This is a genomic window from candidate division TA06 bacterium (genome assembly GCA_004376575.1).
Taxonomy (GTDB): domain Bacteria; phylum Hydrothermota; class DG-26; order E44-bin18; family E44-bin18; genus E44-bin18.
Window position 1 is genome coordinate 1 of sequence record SOJN01000108.1, and the last position, 20,992, is coordinate 20,992.

The 20,992-nt window shown below is 50.4% G+C and carries 23 protein-coding genes and 1 pseudogene; 8 read left to right on the forward strand and 16 right to left on the reverse strand.

Translation table 11 applies throughout. From position 1 onward, the window contains the following. Positions 1-101: 101 nt before the first annotated feature. The 15 genes and pseudogenes from E3J62_09160 to E3J62_09230 form a co-directional block, all read right to left on the reverse strand. Positions 102-422 (reverse strand): hypothetical protein, encoded by a 321-nt coding sequence (locus E3J62_09160; GenBank protein TET44815.1) that lies wholly within the window; start codon positions 420-422, stop codon positions 102-104. Between the two features lie 61 nt (positions 423-483). Next, positions 484-1,737 carry a trypsin-like serine protease gene (locus E3J62_09165; protein ID TET44816.1) on the reverse strand — a complete coding sequence of 418 codons (1,254 nt, stop codon included), beginning with the start codon at positions 1,735-1,737 and terminating at the stop codon, positions 484-486. A gap of 157 nt (positions 1,738-1,894) precedes the next feature. Next, positions 1,895-2,113, reverse strand: a complete 219-nt coding sequence (locus E3J62_09170) for a hypothetical protein (GenBank protein ID TET44817.1) — start codon at positions 2,111-2,113, stop codon at positions 1,895-1,897. Between the two features lie 191 nt (positions 2,114-2,304). After that, on the reverse strand, positions 2,305-2,928 hold the full coding sequence (locus tag E3J62_09175; GenBank protein ID TET44818.1) for a hypothetical protein: 624 nt from the start codon (positions 2,926-2,928) through the stop codon (positions 2,305-2,307). A 127-nt stretch (positions 2,929-3,055) separates the two neighbouring features. Continuing rightward, complete coding sequence (locus E3J62_09180) at positions 3,056-4,561, reverse strand: T9SS type A sorting domain-containing protein (GenBank protein TET44819.1); 1,506 nt, start codon at positions 4,559-4,561, stop codon at positions 3,056-3,058. Positions 4,562-4,912: 351 nt separating this feature from the next. Then, on the reverse strand, positions 4,913-5,548 hold the full coding sequence (locus E3J62_09185; protein TET44820.1) for a hypothetical protein: 636 nt from the start codon (positions 5,546-5,548) through the stop codon (positions 4,913-4,915). A 119-nt stretch (positions 5,549-5,667) separates the two neighbouring features. Continuing rightward, complete coding sequence (locus E3J62_09190; protein ID TET44821.1) at positions 5,668-6,366, reverse strand: TIGR02391 family protein; 699 nt, start codon at positions 6,364-6,366, stop codon at positions 5,668-5,670. 243 nt (positions 6,367-6,609) lie between these two features. Next, complete coding sequence (locus tag E3J62_09195; GenBank protein TET44853.1) at positions 6,610-6,960, reverse strand: site-specific integrase; 351 nt, start codon at positions 6,958-6,960, stop codon at positions 6,610-6,612. A 591-nt stretch (positions 6,961-7,551) separates the two neighbouring features. Then, positions 7,552-7,770: a membrane protein insertion efficiency factor YidD gene (gene yidD, locus E3J62_09200; GenBank protein ID TET44822.1), complete on the reverse strand. Its 219-nt coding sequence runs from the start codon at positions 7,768-7,770 to the stop codon at positions 7,552-7,554. Between the two features lie 5 nt (positions 7,771-7,775). Further along, the gene (locus E3J62_09205) at positions 7,776-8,021 is read right to left on the reverse strand and encodes a hypothetical protein (GenBank protein TET44823.1); all 246 of its coding nucleotides are present in this window, start codon (positions 8,019-8,021) and stop codon (positions 7,776-7,778) included. 18 nt (positions 8,022-8,039) lie between these two features. Beyond that, a complete protein-coding gene (locus E3J62_09210) occupies positions 8,040-8,519 on the reverse strand; it encodes a ParA family protein (protein TET44824.1) in 480 nt (159 codons plus the stop codon). Between the two features lie 53 nt (positions 8,520-8,572). Next, positions 8,573-9,082, reverse strand: coding sequence for a hypothetical protein (locus E3J62_09215; GenBank protein ID TET44825.1), 510 nt, complete (start codon positions 9,080-9,082; stop codon positions 8,573-8,575). 406 nt (positions 9,083-9,488) lie between these two features. Then, a complete protein-coding gene (locus E3J62_09220) occupies positions 9,489-10,478 on the reverse strand; it encodes a hypothetical protein (protein TET44826.1) in 990 nt (329 codons plus the stop codon). Between the two features lie 32 nt (positions 10,479-10,510). Continuing rightward, positions 10,511-10,696 (reverse strand): annotated as a pseudogene (locus E3J62_09225) (hypothetical protein). 49 nt (positions 10,697-10,745) lie between these two features. Continuing rightward, positions 10,746-11,570 carry a hypothetical protein gene (locus E3J62_09230; protein TET44827.1) on the reverse strand — a complete coding sequence of 275 codons (825 nt, stop codon included), beginning with the start codon at positions 11,568-11,570 and terminating at the stop codon, positions 10,746-10,748. A 542-nt stretch (positions 11,571-12,112) separates the two neighbouring features. Between E3J62_09230 and E3J62_09235 the strand changes: the two genes are divergently transcribed. The 8 genes from E3J62_09235 to E3J62_09270 all read left to right on the forward strand — a co-directional run bounded on the left by E3J62_09235 (position 12,113) and on the right by E3J62_09270 (position 19,240). Then, positions 12,113-12,448 (forward strand): killer suppression protein, encoded by a 336-nt coding sequence (locus tag E3J62_09235; GenBank protein ID TET44828.1) that lies wholly within the window; start codon positions 12,113-12,115, stop codon positions 12,446-12,448. Continuing rightward, entirely contained in the window at positions 12,448-13,554 is a 1,107-nt protein-coding gene (gene higA, locus E3J62_09240; GenBank protein ID TET44829.1) for an addiction module antidote protein, HigA family, read from the forward strand. The genes E3J62_09235 and higA overlap by 1 nt, the downstream gene beginning before the upstream one ends. Before the next feature lie 557 nt (positions 13,555-14,111). Beyond that, positions 14,112-14,984: a hypothetical protein gene (locus E3J62_09245; GenBank protein ID TET44830.1), complete on the forward strand. Its 873-nt coding sequence runs from the start codon at positions 14,112-14,114 to the stop codon at positions 14,982-14,984. Positions 14,985-15,376: 392 nt separating this feature from the next. After that, positions 15,377-17,044, forward strand: a complete 1,668-nt coding sequence (locus E3J62_09250) for a T9SS type A sorting domain-containing protein (GenBank protein TET44831.1) — start codon at positions 15,377-15,379, stop codon at positions 17,042-17,044. Positions 17,045-17,419: 375 nt separating this feature from the next. Then, positions 17,420-17,626: a type II toxin-antitoxin system HicB family antitoxin gene (locus tag E3J62_09255; GenBank protein TET44832.1), complete on the forward strand. Its 207-nt coding sequence runs from the start codon at positions 17,420-17,422 to the stop codon at positions 17,624-17,626. Then, entirely contained in the window at positions 17,623-17,841 is a 219-nt protein-coding gene (locus tag E3J62_09260; GenBank protein TET44833.1) for a type II toxin-antitoxin system HicA family toxin, read from the forward strand. The genes E3J62_09255 and E3J62_09260 overlap by 4 nt, the downstream gene beginning before the upstream one ends. A gap of 150 nt (positions 17,842-17,991) precedes the next feature. After that, the gene (locus E3J62_09265) at positions 17,992-18,645 is read left to right on the forward strand and encodes a class I SAM-dependent methyltransferase (protein TET44834.1); all 654 of its coding nucleotides are present in this window, start codon (positions 17,992-17,994) and stop codon (positions 18,643-18,645) included. A 16-nt stretch (positions 18,646-18,661) separates the two neighbouring features. Continuing rightward, on the forward strand, positions 18,662-19,240 hold the full coding sequence (locus tag E3J62_09270; GenBank protein TET44835.1) for a class I SAM-dependent methyltransferase: 579 nt from the start codon (positions 18,662-18,664) through the stop codon (positions 19,238-19,240). Positions 19,241-19,936: 696 nt separating this feature from the next. Here the strand turns inward: E3J62_09270 and E3J62_09275 are convergent. Beyond that, positions 19,937-20,644 (reverse strand): TetR/AcrR family transcriptional regulator, encoded by a 708-nt coding sequence (locus tag E3J62_09275; protein ID TET44836.1) that lies wholly within the window; start codon positions 20,642-20,644, stop codon positions 19,937-19,939. Between the last annotated feature and the right edge of the window lie 348 nt (positions 20,645-20,992).

Consider the following 20,992-nt stretch of genomic DNA (forward strand, 5'->3'; position numbering starts at 1 on the left):
ACTACCGGAATCATCACGATCCCAAGTATGACACGCCAAGTGACTCTGATTCCTTTCTTCATCTAACTGACTTCCCAGATACCTTACCAACCAGGGCCTGATCACGTGCTAGTAATCGCCATGAAAATAATCAGGACCGCCATCAGAAATCCGAGAGGATATGAAGCAAAGTATATTGCCAGCTTTTTCCCTATTGACAACGCCGGGGCGTCCTCAAAAAGTACCGGCGGTCTCAGTATTCTGTAGAAGAAAAAAACAATGACAACAGCAGGATAGGTGGCTACCGCCCATAGCGCAGCCCAGATGGGCCGAAGAAACCTCTTCCTGGCATCATCATATACCCAGAGCGCCGCGAGAACCCTCAGATTGTGAGCGAGAAACAAAACAAGCAAGAACTGTAGCGGGTGAAAACCTTCTTCCATCTTTCTAAAAACCCTCCCCTCTGTCGCATCAGTTTGCAGATTGAGCTTGCCCCACTTTGATTCAGAGTCGTTCCCTAATCAGAGATTTCACCAGGTCAATAGGGACTGCAAAATTCAGATTCTGTGCTCTCCCTGTGGACGCCAGAGTGGTTATGCCAATTACTTCTCCTCTCATGCTAAACAGTGCGCCACCGCTGCTCCCGGGAGAAATCGCAGCATTTATCTGGAGAAGCTTGACACCACCTATTTCAGGCTTACCGCTGATTATCCCGTTTGTCACTGTGCTCTGCAAACCTAACGGATTCCCTATAGCCAAAACTGCTTCACCCTTTTCCAGCTCCTCGGAATTGCCAAGGACCACTGGGGAAAACTGTACTCCCTCAACCTCTATCTGGAGTATGGCAATATCCCGCGAAGGGAATCCAGCAATCCGCGAAATTGTGTCGTAGGATCTTCCGTCCGTAAATGTGATTGAAACGCTGCCGGCCAATTCAACCACGTGATAGTTGGTCACAACTGCTCCATCCTTACTGACGACAAACCCGCTACCTTGGCCTAGCGGATAGTCATTTTGATCGGTCGCCTCAATCAACACGATACAAGCACCCCATTTCTTGTCAATCTCTTGCGCTGTCATCGTTCTCGCTGCTGGAGTTCTTGGCCTGAGAATGTCGGCTGTGAAGATTCTCCTTGAAGAGCGGCTTGCAGACTCCAGGAAGATGTCCTCCTTTACACTCCTGAACGACCTTTCGATTTCCATCTTGGGTGAATAATAGGACACCTCACGACTGGCTGGTATCCAGACGAGGACCAGCATGAGGCCAAAAATGGTAGTTAGTATAATTTTCGTTGCCATCTTAAATCTTGACGCAATCCACAACAAAGTAATTCCAACAAGGGGAAAAATGAAGAGGATCAGAATCACAAACCATCTCTTGTAGTATCTTGATTCCCTTTCTTTGGATTTGTCCATGATCCACACGCCCAAAAACCAAAAGGCAACCCACGCAATGGTTGTGAGCAGAACAACGCCTGGGGGAACTGCGCCCAATCCGTACACCCAAGCCACCGATGAGAACCATAAGGTCAGTACGATACCAAGAAACAAAGGATGGCCTCTTGCCTTCTTGGTGGTCCACAGAGCTTCCCTCTTTCGTGTGGCTCGTGGTGGATACGCAAATTGAGTACCACAGTTGGGGCAGGTCACTTTGAGTGTACCTTTTGTGTACGGTATTGCCAGCTTTTGACCGCAACGAGGACAAAAAACAGCAATTCTACTCTCAGAATCTTGTTCGTTCATCACTTCGTTCCCCATGAACAGCACGGGACGTCAAGGCTGTCTTGGTATCACTCAACCCTTGTGCCATATTTGTGCCAACTTGCTGTCAAACATAGTAGCAAATGGTCTGTGTGGTGTAAATGGTGTAATTCCTGAAAGCATCCGGAATCATATACAGTTAGGCTAACTCCGCTCAATCTGACCTGTTTACCTTTGTCTGGAGTTTCTGCGCCCAAATTAGAGCACCGAAACCTGGCGCTAAAGTGATTAGCGTTACCAGCCAGTTCGCGAAGTTGAACGGGCTGAGCAGTTCCTGGACCCCAGAGAATCCGCTCTTCATCCACACGCCTATGATTCCGATGAAGATGAATATGCATGCCAAGGTGAGCCAGACATACCCGAAGCCTTTCAAGACCTTGATCCAGATCTTCAGGTGTTACCTCCCATGCAAACAGAAGGGGATAACCTGGGAATTTCCCCCGAAATTGACCGCAAGTTTCTCATATCGCGGACACAATGGGGACAGGTGCTCTGTACCTGTGTTCTGACAGGCCCGTGTGGTCAAAACGCAATGATGCAACACGTGTCCCAATAACACTCCCTTTAGTCAGCCTCTTCTTCAGTGTAAGCAAAACTGCTTACGCGCCAGCACGGCCTATCTTCCAGAAACCGTGCAGGTATAGGTACTTTCGATAGGTGAATGTAAAAACGCACGTCGATCAGCTCACCTTCATCATCGAACTTGGTCGAAGCCAGTACAACTGTGCACCTGACAATTGCGTCTGTCGCTTTCTCGCAGCCTCGGTATAGCCAGGGAGAGATGCTTGGCATAAACGGCTCATCAGGATGCGGGCTCCGTATACCGCGCCATTCATCATGGTCTTCGATCCAGTCCGCATATGACGCACCCCGGTAATTAGGCTCTACGAAGTTTGCTGCAGCCTCAGGGGAACCTGCACAGAGATACTCGCCGAATAAAAGAGCTGTCTTCTCTGGCCCTAAGTCTTTGGGCGGGTCAAGTATCAGCATCAGAATGAAAAGGAAGGTAACAACGGAAGCTGGAACCACCAAGGCTTTTTCCCACTTCCGTATATCCTCCAGCTCCTTGAGGAAAAGCACTCTGTAGAGCACGGAACCTAAGTAGAACACGGCAACGGCAGACAGAATGAAGAACATCCCGAAGTGAAGGCTGAGCCAGTCAGATAGTTCGAAGATGGCAGCTAGCATATTCTGTTAAGGTGCGCCTTTATGGCTATATAGCCTGGTTCGCCCTGTGCCAAATCTGTGCCAACTTGCTGTCACAAATCAAAGCAGAACACGTTGACCACACAAGACATGAGTCCGACACCTGAGATCAGCGGAGTAGTATCATCTTCTTCATATCCGTGAAGTCTCCGGCCTGCAACCTACAGAAGTAGATGCCAGATGAAAGATTGTCAGTCTCCCATACCTGTACATAGGATCCTGCACCTTTCTGGTCCTCTACTACAGTATGCACCAGTCTACCAGAAATGTCGTATATGCCGAGATTGATCGCACCTGAGGCTGGTAATTGATACTGGATACTTGCCGTCCCGATGCAGGGATTGGGATAGACTTCAAGGTTTAGCGCGTTGCCATCGATTGCTGGCGACTGCAGTTGCTCCTCAACGGCGACATTCCCATCCTCGTCTGTCTTAATGACGTAGACATCATAGTAGCCAGCCCCAAACGAGCGTGTCCATCCCGCGACTATGTACCCCCCGTCCGAAGTCTGCCTAAGGCAGTAGGCGTGGTCGCCCCAAGTACCTCCATAGGTTCTAGTCCACAACAAGTTTCCGAGCATGTCGGTTTTGAGGATCCAGATATCAGCTGAACCGTGACCGTATGATTCTGTTTCTCCTGCGATCATGAACCCGCCGTCGCTCGTCTCCAGGACAGACCAGCCTGAGTCCGCCATCTGGCCTCCATAGTATCTCTGCCAGATCGACTCACCCAATGAGTCCGTCCTAATCAGGTAGATATCGGCAGAGGGGCTATGGTAAGAATTTGTGTGTCCAACGACGATATATCCACCGTCTTGTGTCTGTTGAACGGAGGTCCCGTAGTCTGAGCCGCTTCCGCCATACCATTTCTGCCATATCATCTTCCCCAGCGAGTCGGTCTTGGCTAGATAGACATTCGAGGATTCCGCAATGAACGAATGCGTGTTACCTACTACGATATATCCACCATCTGTCGTCAGCTCCAATGAGTATCCGTAGTCGTCGCGGTCCCCGCCCAAGAGCTCGTCCCATAACATGTTGCCTGCGGAATCTATCTTGACGAGGTAGACATCATAATCCCAGCCAAAAAACGTGGCCCAGCCTACTGCGACGAATCCCCCATCCGATGTCTGTTGGACATAACGTCCTCCATCATGCCAAATGCCGCCGTAGGTCCTTTTCCAGAGTTCGCTACCCGAAGGGTCAACCCTGACCAAGTACATATCTTCGCCCCATCCTTGACTTCCGGCGGTGATGAATCCGCCATCCACAGTCTGCTGGACGCAGTAAGCCTGGTTGTGTTCGCTGGCTGCGCCGTATGCCGAGTCCCAGAGCGTGTTCCCCAATGAGTCAGTTCTGACCAAGTAGACATCAGTGCCTCCTGATCCGAATGACTTGGTGTGCCCACTAATGACATACCCCCCGTCTGAGGTCTGCTGTATGGAATAGCCCCAGTCAAAGTCAGGCCCGCCGTAAGTCCTTTCAAATGTGATTTGTGCACAGGCTGGCTGACCTAGCTGTAGCAGCCAGAGAAAGACGATTAGTGTCAACACCAAGACATGAGCGATCAGTCCCCTCATTCTACCCTCCACTTTTGCATATTTGAATCCGCGCATGCAGCGCCCTCCAGCTAGTTCACTTCGACCAAAGCAAGTCTAGCAGAGAAGGCTTCGTAGGTCAAGCCAGATACGCAAGTTGGCGACACGAGGAGAAGAAGGAATGGCATTCTTTCCCTAGGCGCCTACGAGAGTGCTGTGAGGTTTGGGGATTCTGACTGAACGACGCAACCGACGTACGGAACCCGGGGTCGGACCTGACATTTTCACGTTCTTGCTCAGAAGTCCAAAGGTTCATGCCTGCCCCATGTTCATCGTCAGTCTCCTATGCTGCATATGTCCAGCTTGCCAACAAGATCTTCGATCCTAGATCGTCGATCTTAGATTAGTTGTGCCATATTTGTGCCATTTTCAGGAGCTCTTCGTCTTGCCTTTCTTGTCTTCTCTCAAGAGCTTCTCGAATTCCCTTTCGATTCCGCCAATGGCCAACCTAACACTACTATCGTCTATACAACCTATAGTGAAAACTGCATATGCGAATAGTCTCCGCTTCCCTTCGACGTCCTTGATGGTTCCGCCTCTCCCCACGCGGATGTATTCTCCCAGCCCCTTGATCGCGGTCGTTATGTATTCGTTTTCAACCGTAGTACCCCACCTCAGCATACCCAATCCCTTCAAGAAATGCTCAAGAGCCCGATCTGGGTCCTTGATATCGGTATCATCGACACGCCAGACCCCCAAGTCGTGTCCCAAGTCCAAGAGAGTCCGAGCCTCTAATAGTCTGAGCCGGTCTTCCAGCTCCGCGATGGCGTCCGTCTGAGCCTTCTTCAATCTTTTCCTCAGTGCGTCTACGGAGTATCGCCACTGCAAAACAGCTATCACAGCGGCTATTATAGCAACCGAGCACGTCACCACGCCAACAAGTACGGTTAGGACTATTACAGGCACCGTCCCCAAAATCGTAAACCCTCCAGAGCTAGCATTGGCAACCACCGACGAATCACCCACAGCCGCAACGACCACAGCAGTTGTATCAGCGAGAGACAATCTTGCCTCCGACAGAATCCATCTGCTTCTGCACCTCCAACGACCTACGCGGACTCAAACTCTCATTGCACAAAATCTATGCAACACTCAAAGCAGAAATGCGCTCGATTGATTTGGTCTCATGTGTGTTCTCGTCGTGGTTCAGCTTGCTCCAGCAATCCCAGCAGAAGGTCCGCAAATACGATTGCCTGCCCGGCCACACGTCTGTCATCCCAACCGAAGTCTCTATGGTCTTCCGGGCTCTTCATGAGTTGAACTCCTCCCCTGAAAAGCTGGTGTATCCCCTGTCGCTCGCCACCCGTCTCGCACAAAGGATGTGTCAGGCATCCCTTGTCGGGGCTGAACGCTTTGTCAACCAGCTTTGTTCCAAGAAGCTCTGCGTCTGCATCTATCTTCGCTCGGAGTTTCTTCTCAATGTGCTTAAGGGCCTCGAAGATCGCAGTCCCGTATCTCTCTGCTTCGAAAGAAGGCATTACATCCTGTAGTAAATCCTCGTGTATAACTACCGCCTCAAGATCGAATGGAACCTGAGATATGCCCAGTTCAAGCTCTTTCGCATACGTCTCCCCTTCTTCCGTCAACTGAAAGAAATCATCATTGACCGTATCTGGGGGAAATATCATGTGATCCTTCTCGAGTTTGTGCAGAAACTGTAGTACTTCCCTCTCCGGAGCATCAATCTTCTTAACGGCTCCCTTAAGGATCGTCTCGAAGCGGAGACTTCTACCGCGGTCCGTGTACTCCTTGAACATACCGAGAATCTGGCGCTTTATCTCCTTTGACAGAGCCACTTCACTCCTCTCATGCCTTAAGTTCAATGCGAGTGCATGGCCTCCCCGCCGACTGGCCGCATCTGTCTACGCATTTCACCCGTCAGACTTAGGGTCAACATCCCCACGGCCTCTTGAAGATGCTGACGCAATTGTATCGTAGATCTACGATCTGAAATCTAGGATCTCGTTGCAGGAATCTAGGCTATCAGTATCTGACACAGCCATCTCCACCCCATTTCGCTTTCGTCTTGTGGCAAGGTCTTCGATATCAGTTCTGCGTTCTTAGATCTATGTGTGCCCCAGCAATTCTTGAATGGCACGTAGATTGACTCCCGCCATAACAAGATGCGAGGCGAATGTGTGGCGGAGGTCATGGAATCTGAAATCCCTTATCCCCGCTCTTCTACAGGCAGCCCTGAATCTTTTTTGAACGCTCCCATAGGGCCTGCCATCGTCGCCACAGTATACGAAACCGCTCCGAGCATGTAAAGACAGTTTGTTGAGTTCCCTGGAGAGGCGTTCATTGATCGGGATAAACCTCCGCTCATTGTTCTTGGACCTCTCTAGGGTGATAACCTTGATTCTTAAGGAGAATCGGGACACCCCCTCAATTGAATCTCTTTGAGAAATCTCTCCGATTCAGCTCAGGGGCTCTGCACCTGAGCTTGCTTTCTGTGCCATAGTTGTTACCCCTTCCTTGTCTTGGTTTGCTACCCTGGCGCAGATCGGGCTTCACAAAAGTCTCAATGAATCAGCCTCCAAAACACGCCCAATATTGGAGCAAGACCTAGACGAAATTTCAAAACAACCAAGACGGATATGAATATCAAAAGGAGTGCTGCAAGTCCCACCAAAATACGCTCATGGAATCGCAAGCCCCTCATTTTGTCCTCTTTTTCTTGAGTACTGTCTGGGGACAGTACGTGACATCTTGACATTTTCGCTGTCGTATCGTTCTTCAAAAGTTCACGAGGTCTCGATCCCGTCCCTCGCAACCAAAAAAGAGCGCCTTTGTCAGAAAGTTGAAAATCCTTCGTGTGTTCGGAGGGTCATGCACCGTCGCTAATCCTTATTCTGTCCGGGGTGAGGCCGTTATCTTTTCGGGTTTTCGTCTCAAAACCAAGATAGTCAGGATAAGACAACGGAGCGGGGCAAGATAGACATTCCCCCTTTGGTGCAACAGAAACCCCCATACTTTTCTGCGCATACATGGCGCAGGCTGAAACTCGACTACGGCAAATCAAGGCATGAGTCCAAGCTGTAGGGTGAACACCTTCTCAGACGCTGCCAGGTCTTCCGAACCCCTCTCCGTAGGCCATACTTCCTGATGGCGAGGACTGCATACTCGGAACACGTAGGATAATACCTGCATTGGATCCAGCGCGATATGACTGGAGAGATACAGCGTTGGTAAAGCCGAATACACGCGATGAGCCAAGATACTAACATGGCCTCTACACCTCGTGGGTAATCTCCTCAGAAACTACGGCCTTCGAACCGCACTTCGGACACTTATTCAGGTCAACTACTTTCTTTTCGGGGATCAGCGCTGCAGGCAAACAACCGCCGCAACACATCATGGCCTTGCTCGCGTTGTGCAAGGCGCCCGCCCTCTGCTGTGCAACATCCTCCCTGCCATAGAACCACACATTCCCGCAAGCTTTGCAAGTGCTTTTGGTTTCTTTGATTGTCTTGGCCACTGTGTCTCTTCCCCCCTTTCATCCTCTTCTCAGGATCTCCCTGCATAGGCTCTCATAGTCCTCTGCCCCGTGACTCCCCGGCCTGTACTCAAATATGGTCTTGCCAAAGGACGGGGCCTCGGCCAGTGATATGTTTTCCCTGATAGCAGTCTTGAACACCTTGGCCCCAAAGTGTTCCTGAATCTTGGCTAGTACCTCTCTGTTGAGTACCTTCCGACCGTCAAACCTTGTGGCGATTATCCCGGAGATCACCAGGTCCGGGTTGAGTCTCTTTCTCACCGTCTCAATCGTCTCTGTCAACCGTGCTAGTCCCTGTAAGGCCAGGTATTCTGTCTGCAAGGGGATAAACACTTCTCTTGCATAGGTCAGGGCCGATTGAGGATCCAAATCTATCAGGAGAACCTTACGGCCTAACTCGGTCAACCCTGCACCAACGTTGACCGTGCTGGTGGTCTTGCCAGTCCCACCTTTCTGATTCAGCAAGGCTATGGTTCTCATAGGTTAGTCCTTCTGTTTAGGCCCCTTTGTGACAAGAATATGGCACAAGGGGATTAGGGGTTGGGTAGTGCCTCAATCATCTTTTCAATAAACTCATCAACTACGCTTGATGGGGAACGGCCTATATGTCCACTTTTGTATCTCATAAAGACAACAATTTCACCCGTCGTTAGGTCAACCACATCTCCCCAAAATTTATTTAGAGATTGATAGGATGTGGCGTCTGCCTCGCCGGAGGAATATCCATATTGTAGCAGGTACTTAGATTTGTATCCAGCCACACGCTCCTTGCTTAGATACAGTTTTCGACCATCGTAGCCTGGGTTGACCCTTCCTTTGTATTCTTCTTTGTGGCTGGCAACTGCCGCCGAAATCACATTAAAACCTGCCGCAGTCAGCGCATCAGCAAATGCCGGCCCAGCATCAAGCCAATCAAGTCCCATAGGTCTAATCGTAATCGCACTATTGCGACCAAACTCGGTATTGGGTTTGACTGTCACCCGTAGGCTACTGGTAGCACAGCCAATCAATACTATCACCATCAGACAAACTAACCACTTCATCGCGCCCTCCTTGCTCATTCTTCTGCCCCCCTTGTGCCATATTTGGGCCAACTTGCTGTCAAACATAGTAGCAAATGGTGTGAGTAATGTAATAGTGTAATTCGTGAAGCTACCAGAGATGGAAGGCAGTTAGCCTAACTTTCCGCTGCGCATGAATTTGCGAAAATCGCCCTGAATGGCATTACGAACCTGCCCTGAGCGATAGTCGAAGGGTGCGTTGCCCTTCGGCAGGCTCAGGATTCATTTCCCGAAGATTGATAATCGGAAACTCTACCACTGAGCTACATCGGCGTACCAATAACTTACGCGAACTCAAATTCCCCTTGTGCCATATTTGTGCCAGAATCCGTACGACAAATGGCTGTGAAACGTTCGTTCGGCATTGAATCTCAGCGTAAGAAAGCACTCAATCTCCCCTTTGCTCCGTCTGGCTTCGGGCCTTCTCCAGTAGCTCCTGTATCCGCGGAAACACTGGGAGGGCCTTGATCTGCTCCTCAGCGATGGCAATCCCGTCCTTAATCCCCAACCAGCCGAAACCGCCACCCAGATAGATGTGCATGTAAGGACTCAACGGCATTCCCATTAGTGACCTCGATAGGTCCCCCAGCGCCTTCCGCACTTCCTTGTCTTGGAGAAACTTCTTTAGCTTGCTTACCGTATCTAGCCCTTGGTTTATGGCTACGACGAGACAGTCCTGCGCCTCTCCAGGAGGTATGGGCCTACCATAAAGGTCTTCAAGCATCCGGGCAACAGCCTGAACGCTGATTTGCTCCTGGGATCCCTGACCACCGATAGCCACATCCACCCTCTCGTCACATAACTTCTGAGCGACTTTGTCAACCTCCTCTAGTTGATCTCCGAGCTTCCTCATTTTCTCCAACCAGCTATCGGGAAGATGTACGTCTGTCTTGTAGGCGTCCCTATGTGACAACGTTGCCCAAGTGTCCTGAGCAAGCGTCCGAATTTGGACTTCCACTTTGACACTCAAGGCCTGCCCCATCACGGTCACAGTTGTCTCCAATTCTGCGTGAGTCGCTCGATAGCCGTCTTCTCTGTCTATATCCTCAGAGGCTACATTTCTGAAATCGGGATGTACCGTGAGAAACGTAATAACCTCTTGAGCATGCACTTCATTATGACAGACGATTCTCACACCTGCCATGTCCTCTACCTCCTCTAGGGAGGAGTACCCTTTCTGTCTCATCTTGTCCACTGCGCTGTTCCAGTCCTTGACGCGCGTGTTGATGTAACGGATGTACGTGGCCTTGATATCTCTGAAGTAGTTCCGTAGCTCGTCTGCGACTTTGGCAGCCGCCCTCTCATAGTACGGCCTCATGGTGTTATAGGTCTGTCCGGCAACCAAATACTGCTCGAGTCCTGGTTCGTTGTTTTTCATAATAGTGTCCTGGATATGATCGTCAACTGCGACTACACCCAAGGCTCCGAATGTAACCTAACGGAGTCTATCTGCTTTTCCATCTCTCCTGTGAGGCTCAGGCTCAACATCCCCACTGCCTCTTGAAGATGCTGGCGTGAGAGATGTGAGTAGCGCATTGTCATTTTGATATCCTTATGCCCGAGTAACTCCTGAACGGCACGGAGGTTTACGCCGGCCGCCCGGGTTTAGACCTTGCGTTCTTACATTTTTGATGGTATCGCCTCGCTAGGCCTCTCCCGGGGACTCAGTCTCCTCAACAGCCGACTCTTCAGGAGCTGTTGCGTCCGGAGAAGATTTCTTGGGTTTTCTCTTCCTCTTTCGTGGCTTCCCGCTAGGCAGAGCTACCCGCACATTTTCCAGTTCTCCCAATGCCGCCTCGTTCAGCATCCGCCGGACACCAGACACAATGTCCTCTGGGGAAAGGAGAATTCCTGAGTCCTTTCGTAGCTCTCGTCTCAATAGTCTGAGCGAATTCTCAGATAACATTGCTTCTAGTAGATTACGAGGATTTAACACGTTTGTCTTCTGCCAGACCTGATCGAGCTTGCCTTTCTTCACGCTTCTGTGTGATATTAGCTCGAAACGTCGCGCAAGACCTGAGACATCATCCACAGCAAGGTTCCAAGAATGAATGAGCTTGGTTACCGGAGGTTGCCCAAAAGATACGTGGTGAAGTTGCCATTCTTTGCCATTGGTCAATAGTATCCATTCACACCCTGCGTCTATTGCGTAGGATGAGACCTGCCGAAGATGCTTTCGGCTCAGATCAACATTCACCCGTTTGATTTCAAGCATTATTACGGGTTTCGCTTCCTCGCCTTCTTCAACTTGTAATGTGAAATCAACGTGTTCAGTTTCACCAGCACCTCTTATTGCGCGTTCCCGTGAGATATGCTTGAAGGCATCGTATCCCATCAGAGACTCCAGCACCCGTTCGATACGTCGACGAGTTTCAGCTTCGTTACAGTCTGCTTTTTCCGCTTGCTGAATCGTGCGTCGAGCGTCAAGGATAGAACGGCGAACTTCTTTATCTACCTTTGCACGAGGCATATGAGACTCCTTCCTTTTAATCGGTTGACAACACGCCCCAACGCGCCCTCCTCTTCTAGTGGTCACATACTATGGCCATTATCTCCCCCAAATAAGCCCCTGTCAACCGGAAAAGCCTCGACAGAAGAGAAGGGAAGAAGGAATATAGTGCTTACAACGGGCGCCAGAGGGCGCTATTGGCAGATTCATGTGAAATCCAGGCGTGACGGCGACAGATTGTCCGAGGCAACGGCGATCAGACATTGACATCACAACAACCAGCTGCTATTCTTCTAACTGCGTGCTGGAAGTGCGTGTCTATGTTCCACGCAAATTGACTTACCAAGCGAGCACCCATGTGTTGCTTCAAGCAGAACCGGGACAGTGGGATACGAAACTGCAACATAGATACAGAACCCGCCGAGACGCGGAACACGAACGGCACCGAAGGAATGGGGCCAACTAGACAAGAAGAGCTGCGTTTCAATGAACATGGCTGTATGTCAAAGAAAATCAAATTGCCCAGAAAAAAGTCTTTACTTATTAGGTAAAGATATTATATTATGCATATAGACTTTAAGAATCAGAAGCTGAGAAAGATATTCAATTCCCGAGAGAAATTGCAGAAGAATTACGGTAAACACATGGCGCAGGTCATAAAAAGGCGTATGATGATTCTAAATGCTGCACCAAATCTGGAAGATGTATGTCATCTTCCACCAGAAAGAAGGCATGAGCTCGTGGGCAGAAGAAAGGGAACTTTCGCAGTAGACCTACAGCATCCGAAGAGGCTTGTTTTTAGACCAGCGCACCATCCGATACCCCGAAAGAAAGATAAGGGCATCGATTTCAAAAAAGTCACTGCAATAACCATTTTAGGCGTGGAGGACTATCACTGATGGCGGGCACAATTGTGGATCAGTTCGACCCCGACTATGCGGTCCATCCGGGCGAAATCCTCGAGGAGACACTCGAGGCGCGGGGGATGAAGAAGACCTCCTTTGCGGTGCGGTGCGGCCTTTCGGCAAAAACCGTAAGCCAGATAATAAGCGGCAAAGCCCCTGTTACCCCAGAGACGGCCATACAGTTTGAGCGGGTGCTTGGTGTGTCGGCGGCAGTGTGGAGCAACCTTAACACCTTTTACGACCTCCATATGGCTCGAGTATCCGCACGGAAAAGGCTCGAAAAACAGGTGAGATGGGCAAAGAGTTTTCCGCTTACGGAACTCGTTAGAAGAGGGATAATTGAGAAACCAACTAACGCGGTTGATGCTGTCGAGAAATTGCTCAATTTCCTCGGCGTAGGCTCTGTTGATGCATGGCAAGAACGACAACAGCAACTTGTGGAGGCGTCGGTTGCTTATAGGCATTCACCTTCATTTGAGAGCGCTCCAGAATCCGTGGCCGTCTGGCTGAGGGTTGGGATAATTCGCGCCGCGCGTATTGACGCCCGCCCCTACAGCAAAGCCAAGTTCAAGAGCGCTCTGGAAGAAATAAGGACAGTGACTTCCCAGCCGGCAAAGGTTTTCGGCCCGAAAATGAAGGAGCTGTGCCGTCAGGCAGGGGTCGCCCTCGTATTTGTTTCTGAATTCCCTGGGACGCATCTAAGCGGAGCTACGTGTTGGTTGAATAAGGACAAGGCGCTCATATTGTTGAGCCTTCGTCATAAGCGCGATGACCACCTGTGGTTCAGTTTCTACCATGAGGCAGCACATGTCCTTCTTCATGGCAAGAAGAAGGTCTTCCTTGATGAAACAAAAAGAATGCAAGGTGGTATGGAGAGTAAGGCAGATAGCTTCGCGGCCAACGCACTCATTCCTGAGCGTGACTACTTGGCTTTCGTTTCACAGGAACGCTTCAGCAAGAACAGTATTATGATATTTGCCAAGAGGATCGGCATTGCGCCAGGGATAGTAGTGGGAAGACTTCAGCATGATGGGAAGATCCCACATTGGTGGCACAACGATCTGAAACGCGGGCTTAGGTTGGTTGAGACCACGGAATAACCGGAACAATCACCGCCTCGCTCGCGCCGCCAACCCACAGATTCATTCCCGATACACAATGACTTGGGGACGGTGCTTGACCCTTCGAATACTCGAAGGATTTTCAACATTCTGACATTTCCGATGCCGTATTGTTCTTCATAAGTGCAGAAGTGCATGCTTGGCCCGATGGTTTGAGACTTTGTGGGGGCAGGGTCTCCCTGCCCAAACCAAGAGGGCGCGGAAACCGCGCCCCTACACTTTCTATTCTTGGTGCCTGGCTTTATCTTCCGAATACTCGAAGGATCTTCGTCATTTTTTGCATTCTGAGCCATAAGTTTATGTCTGACCCCATGCTTTGAGACTTTGTGGGGGCAGGGTCTCCCTGCCCAAACCAAGAGGGCGCGGAAACCGCGCCCCTACAAAGGCCAATCGAAAAGATCATGCTTGTCTGCCGCGAAGCCCGACGCGTCAGCCCGACGAAGCTAGGAACAGCGTAGTCGGGTCGATCTTCGAATTTCGATTTTCGTCTGTCAGGGTCCTGTGGTTCCAGGTCTGCTTGACAACCCACCTTGGGGATGTTAGGCTCTGCGAAGAGTACTTGGGTTTTTGTCGTTGAAAACACCGGAGAAAGGAAGGATCTCATGGCAAGGCAAGGATCTCCTTCAGTTAGAGTTTATCCCGTCATTCTGCTTTTCCTCAGTGTAGCTCTGGCGGCGGGATGTGCCTATCACAATGGTAACGACTATGACTACAAGCTCGAGGTGACCGAGACACGCACCTGGCCAGTATCCAACATCACCCAGATTACCGCATCCACCGAGAACGGCAACATTGATGTCAGCGCCAGCCAGGACACTATGATCACGGCTGTGATCACCAGACGCTGCTATGGCAAAAACAGGGCCGATGCCGAGAACTACATAGACAACGTGGTAGTCGAGGACAGCATTACCGTCGGCCAGCTAATCATAACTGCTGATATGCCCAGCAACGGGCGAAACTACGCCGCCAGCTTCGAGATATTCGCACCGGAGTCCATCTATCTTGACCTTGTCACTGTAAATGGCAATCTTTCACTCAGCAACACCATTGCGGGAGCAAACCTCCTCGTAACCAACGGCAACATCTCAACCCAGAACCTTCGCGGCAGCATCAATGGTCTTATCACGAATGGGAATGCGAATTGTGATTATGCCGTGCTCGCCGCGGGCGAGTCGGCAGTCCTGGTGACAACAAACGGTAGTCTCCAGCTATCCCTGCCGTCTGATGTTTCAGCCAACTTTGAGGCACAGACTACGAACGGTACTGTCGCGGTTACGGGGTTTCCCTGGGTAACCTACACAATAAACGAAACTAACCACAAGGCCGGAACGATCGGCACTGGTCCGGGCAGTGCCATCATAAGCATGACCGCTGTCAACGGAAACGTCACCATCCGTGCCCCCTGAACGGATAGCTGTCAGCTCTGGCTAGTAAACACGAAACTCCCTCCCCTGCACTGCCCAACATCCGAAATTGGGAAATTCCCATCACGTCTCCCCCACCCCTTTGAAATTCGGAAAACGCTACCAACACAGTATCATTCTGCCTGCCCCGTTTCTCGCGAAGCGGGAGACACGGGGCCTGCCTGCCCGGCTCGTCTTACGAGCGGGCGTCTCACGGCCCCCCGTTCTACGGGGAGAAGTCCTGCCTGTCCTGAGGGAATCCGAAGGGAGCTTGTCGAAGGACGATGAAGAATCTGCTTCTGCATTTCTCGACCCAGCTTGACAAGCTGGCCTGCAGGTGGTAGTCTATACGGGCAACAGAAGCACGAACTCGGGCGAGATTTAGTACGATTCATGTGACCAAGGCACAGAGCAGCGACTTCCAACTTCGTTATCACAAAACCAAGATTTCGCCCACGGACATGGGGGGAAGAAAGATGTTAAAAAAGACAATTCTCCTTGCGATACTGATTGGCTTTGGCGGGTCAAACTCCTTCGCAGAGACACGCACATGCCAGCTACCGGCCGACTCAACCTGGCCAATGTTTCATCATGATCTGCATAATACTGGATTGTCACCACTCACCGGGGACATGGATACCTGCTACTTCTTCTGGTCATGTTCAACAGGGAGTTATGTGACTTGTTCACCCGCGATTGGCGACATAGATGGGAATGGCGACCTTGAGGTGGTTTTCGGATCATTTGATTCTAAGGTGTATGCTTTGAATGGTGAGGATGGTTCCCTGCTCTGGTCATATGCAACAGGTTTCTATGTCAATGGTTCCCCAGCGCTTGGAGACATAGACGGAAATGGAGACGTTGAAGTGGTTGTTGGCTCCGGTGACGGCATAATATATGCACTGAACGGCCAAGACGGCTCCCTTCTCTGGTCGTATGCAACAGGCGGCTCCGTCTATTCTTCACCAGCGATTGGCGATGTGGATGGGAATGGGACTCTTGAAGTAGTCGCCGGGTCTCATGATTTCCTAATATACGCCCTGAATGGTGAAAACGGTACCCTTCTCTGGTCATATGCTACGGATTCTATCATCGATTCCTCACCGGCGCTTGGGGACATAGACGCGGATGGGAAACTCGAGGTTGTCATTGGCTCCTGGGATAATAAAGTATACGCCCTGAATGGTGAAGATGGTAGTTTCCTCTGGTCATACTCGACGGGTAGATTCGTTTACTCTTCGCCGGCGCTTGGTGACATAGATGGCGACGGGAACCTAGAGGTAGTTTTTGGCTCTTTTGATCATACGGTATATGCCCTAAATGGTGAGAATGGCAGCCTCCTTTGGTCATATCTGACGGACGGCTGGGTCGCTTCTTCGCCAGCGCTTGGTGACATAGACGGAGATGACACACTCGAAGTTGTGGTTGGATCTTATGGTGAAGGAATATGTGCCCTGAACGGTGAAGATGGCTCCATTTTCTGGTCGTATGCAACAGGTACGGCGGTTGGTTCTTCCCCAGCGCTCGGTGACATAGACGGGGATGGAAACCTCGAAGTGGTTTTCAGCTCCCGGAGCGATACGGTCTATGCCGTGAATGCTGAAAATGGTATTCTCCTGTGGTCGTCCGCATACACATCGGGTATGTTTGTTGATGGTTCCCCAGCACTCGGAGATATTGATGCCGACGGATACCTTGAGGTCGTCTTTGGTTCCGGCGATTTTACGCTATACGCACTGAATGGAAGTGAAACAGCCGTAGAGGAAGTCAATGTACCCAGACCGCTGGGGCTCTTTGTGTCTCAGAACCGCCCCAATCCGTTCAAAGTGTCAACACAAATTGAATATGGACTCCCGAACGCTTCTGATGTGAAGATTGTCGTCTATGACCTGTCAGGACGACTAGTTTCAACTCTCGTAGACGAGAACAAGAACGCAGGCAGTTATACCATTGTCTGGGATGGCTGCGACAAGACTGGCAAGAAACTGGGGAGCGGCATCTATTTCTACCGACTCCAATCAGGCGACCACACAGTGACAAAGGCCATGCATCTGCTAAGGTAGAACCGGAGATCCATAGGCTTCTTCCTCATTAGATGAAAACTGATCACTTCAGCGGTCGAGGACGGGCGGGAGACCTTTGAGGGTGCGGCCGAGTGCCTGCGGGCAGAACTGAGACAGTTCCCGGTGTTCCTCTCTGACGGAACTAATCCAGGAAAAGAAAGATATATTTTTGCAGGGTCACTCAAATACCTTACAAAAACAGACCTGACGCAAGCTCTTATTTTCTGGTGCTAGGCTCTACCCAACGGGGTCTTTCAAGAAATTGCTGTTTGACACGTAGTAGTCTGTTGCGTAGAATCCTTGGGGACCGTAGGAATTCAGTGCAAATACAATGTCGAGCAAGCCAGTTCTAGTATTCTGAATGGGGGTGAAACAATGAGACAAGTAATCATCTATCCAGGCGAGGATGGCTACTGGGTCGCCGAATGTCCTAGTTTGCCCGGTTGCATAAGCCAAGGCAAGACAAAAGAAGAAACTATCGTTAATATCAAGGAGGCAATTCAGGGATACATCAAGGCTCTGAAAGAGGACAATCTCCCTGTCCCTGAGGAAAAGTTCGAAACGCTCGTGGTAGCAATATGAGATTGCCAAGGATTTCCGGCCGCGACTGTGTCAAGGCATTGCAGGAAGCAGGCTTCTATTTCAAGCGACAGGAAGGCAGCCACGTTATCCTACGTCGAGATGATCCGTTTATTCAGGTTGTTGTCCCTGACCATAAGGAGCTTGACAGAGGTACCTTACGTGCGATTATTCGACAGGTCGGTCTCGGAGTAGACGAGTTTGTGAAGCTCTTGTGACCCTTCGACTTCGTACTTTGACAATGCTACCCCCGACGTACTCCCTTCGGTCCTTTAGGGCTAATAGCAATTTTCGGCCAAAAGCGCAAAAGTGCATGCCTTGTCCCGCGGTTTTCCTCGGACTGTGCAAATGAAGAGGGGCTGAATACGGTGAATAAAGATATTGGCTGGGAAGCGACTTACAGAAGGGGTGAATATCGCATGCGTGAACCGTACGAGGACGCTGAATACCTCAATCACCTCTTCCAGAAGTACCATGTCCATCGGATTCTGGACCTAGGATGTGGAAACGGACGCCATCTGGTTTATTTCGCCAGGCAAGGGTATGAGATGTGCGGTATGGACATTGCCCCAACAGCCATAAATTTAGCTGAAGAATGGCTGGCTGAGGAAGGGCTATCCGCCGATCTAGTTTGCGGTGACATGACCAAGATACACTGGGCCGAAGATTTCTTCGATGCGGTAATCTGTGTGAAGGTCATCAACCATCATCGTGTTGAGGGAATTCGGAGCGCAATTAAAGAAGTCTTCCGCGCTCTACGGCCTGGAGGATGGCTCTTCTTGACTGTCAGCACGTCCAGGCCTTCAGGTCCTTTCAGAAACGGTGTTGAAGTGGAGCCCAATACCTATGTCTTGCTCTCCGGACGCGAGAAGGGTGTGCCTCATCATTATTTTGACAAAGAAGAGTTGCTTAGCGAGTTTTCACAATTTGACATAGTCGATCTGCACCAAGACCGCACCGGCCGTGCCTGTATGCTTGCTCGAAAACCACAGAAACCTCTAGTTGGTGAGGAGACCTTGTGAAAAGGGAAAGATATAAATGAATGGATGGACTAAGAGATACTATGACGAAGCCTATTTGAGAAGGTGGCCTCTTGGTCAACCTGATGAAGCAATCCTCAAAAACGCCAGGTTTCTGCTCCAAGAACTCAGGATTGGGGAAGGGGACACTCTGCTTGATGTTGGCTGTGGACGGGGCCGCTATAGTCTCGCCTTCGCAAAAAGCGGCATAAGGGTTACCGCCTTGGACGCGTCTGACGTGCTTCTTTCAGAAGCGAGCCGTCTTGCACATGAGATGGCGCTATCTGTAGAGTGGATTGTTGGGGACGTGAGAAGAATCCCTTTTGAGAACGACTTCGACGGCGCTACACTTGTAGATGCATTCGGCTTTTTCGAAGATGATTCCGAGAACCAGGAAGTCATTGGGCAAATCTCGAAAGCCTTGAAACCTGACGCGCGGCTGGTGCTCGTTGTTGTCAATGGGCAGCGAATTATCAACAGCTTTCGCACTGTCGATAGAGAAAAAAGAGGAAGTCTGAGCATCGAAATCAATCGGGAACTTCTGTCCCGACCTCCGGGCATGAGAGAAGTGCTACGCTTCAGGACGGAGAGAGTGTAATGACGTATGAGAGATATCAAAGACTGTATTCCGTTGAAGAACTGTCAGAGTTGGCTGGAAATTCTGGTCTTGTGGTCAGAGATACTTATGGCGATCTAACTGGCTCGCACTTCGATCCTGACTCATCAGAAAAGATAGTCCTTGTAGCTGAGAAACTTAGACCCTGAACGGACGCACCCATGAAACTGAAAGATGTTGAAAGGCTGTGAATCCGGGGACAGCCCCCCGATTTACTGACGGTCAAATGAAGAAAGTAGGAGACCGTGGTCAAACTTCAATATGTGCGTTTCTGCCGACACATCGAGCTTCAAAAGTCAAAAAAATCTACGCCTGTCCCCATTCCTTCAGTCAGTCACCCTCTCCTTAATCTCCCTCGACTTCGCTCGGGAGGTCGTGGAACGACCCGGGCAGGCTCTCCCCTCATCAAGGGAGGAGATCGAAACGTATTGCCAGTCATTGCCAAAAGGTGATTCTCTCCTATCTGTATATAGTGGTCTGAAGAAGACTCTTGAGTGTGTCCAGAATCTCGCTCCCTGTGCTGCTCGCCGTTTCATCGTCTCTTCTTATCCTGACCATGCCACACCTCCATCTTGGTCATATTTGCTTGTTTTTTGTGATTTCTACTTGTTTCTGTTGATTTCCAATAGCATCGACAACGAATCCAGGTGTATTTCTAGGCTAATTGTAGTCGAACCCTTAAAGATTCTTCGTTCCATTATTATCTCCCTTTGCTAGCTGTTTTCTTGAAGTGATGCTGTTCAGCCCATGCAAATACAAATCAGCAAGCATGTCTGAGTATTTCTCGTAGAAAGCATCGTCCAATTCCTCTGAAGGTTCTTCCGTAATCCGTTCCCAGGTCTGTCCTGACCTGGCGGCGGCCTCCACCATGTGCTTCCAAGCATACTTGAACCGGAAATGTGACTGGATTATTCCGGTCAGCAAGCCACGGACGACGTTTGACTGCACCGTGTCCTCCATGTCCACGCCAAGTTGTTCAAAGAGCCCCGCGGTCACCTTCCGGTTGTCCGTCGCCCACTTCACCTTCAAATCCACGATTTCAGGCTCGTCAATGGGGAACACACTGAACCCAGCCATCGCCAGCTCCGTGTTCCCCTTGAAGAAGTCAACAAGGCCTCTGGCTATTAGTCGCACTCGCCCCTCCGGAGGTGCATCCTTGTTATCGGCGTCTCTGATCGCCCGGAAGTATTTGTCATAGCACTCATTGATGATCTCCTTCAGTATCCCCAGCTTTCCCTCGTAGTAGTAATTGATCATAGAAACATTCACATCGGCTTCCTTCGCAATCTCCCTGGTACCCACAGCCGCGTAGCCCTTTCTGGCAAAGAGTGAAGTAGCAGCTTCAAAGATTCTCTCCTTTGCTTCTCTCTTCTCTTTCTTTGCCATCTTTTCCTCGTTTATTCAGTTCTCAATCAAACGTTTGTTTCAATCAATCGTTCGTTCAATAATATAGTCCCAGATCCTGGATTTGTCAAGGGGCAACACCAAGAAAAATGTCTTTAGGAACAAAAAGGTGAGAGCTCCGAGCTAAGTATAAGCGGTACTCGCACTTGCATGGGAGCAGGCACCGCATTGTTGCGTTTTGAACACGCTGTGATCCGGGGCCCCCTGGAGTACGAAAGCGGAAATGCCATCTACATCGAGATTGCTTCTGCCCGCTTCGCGAGCATCGCAATGACCCGTCTACGCTCAACCTGGTTGAGCTTCCCCACTTCGCTCTGCCGAGCTACGTGG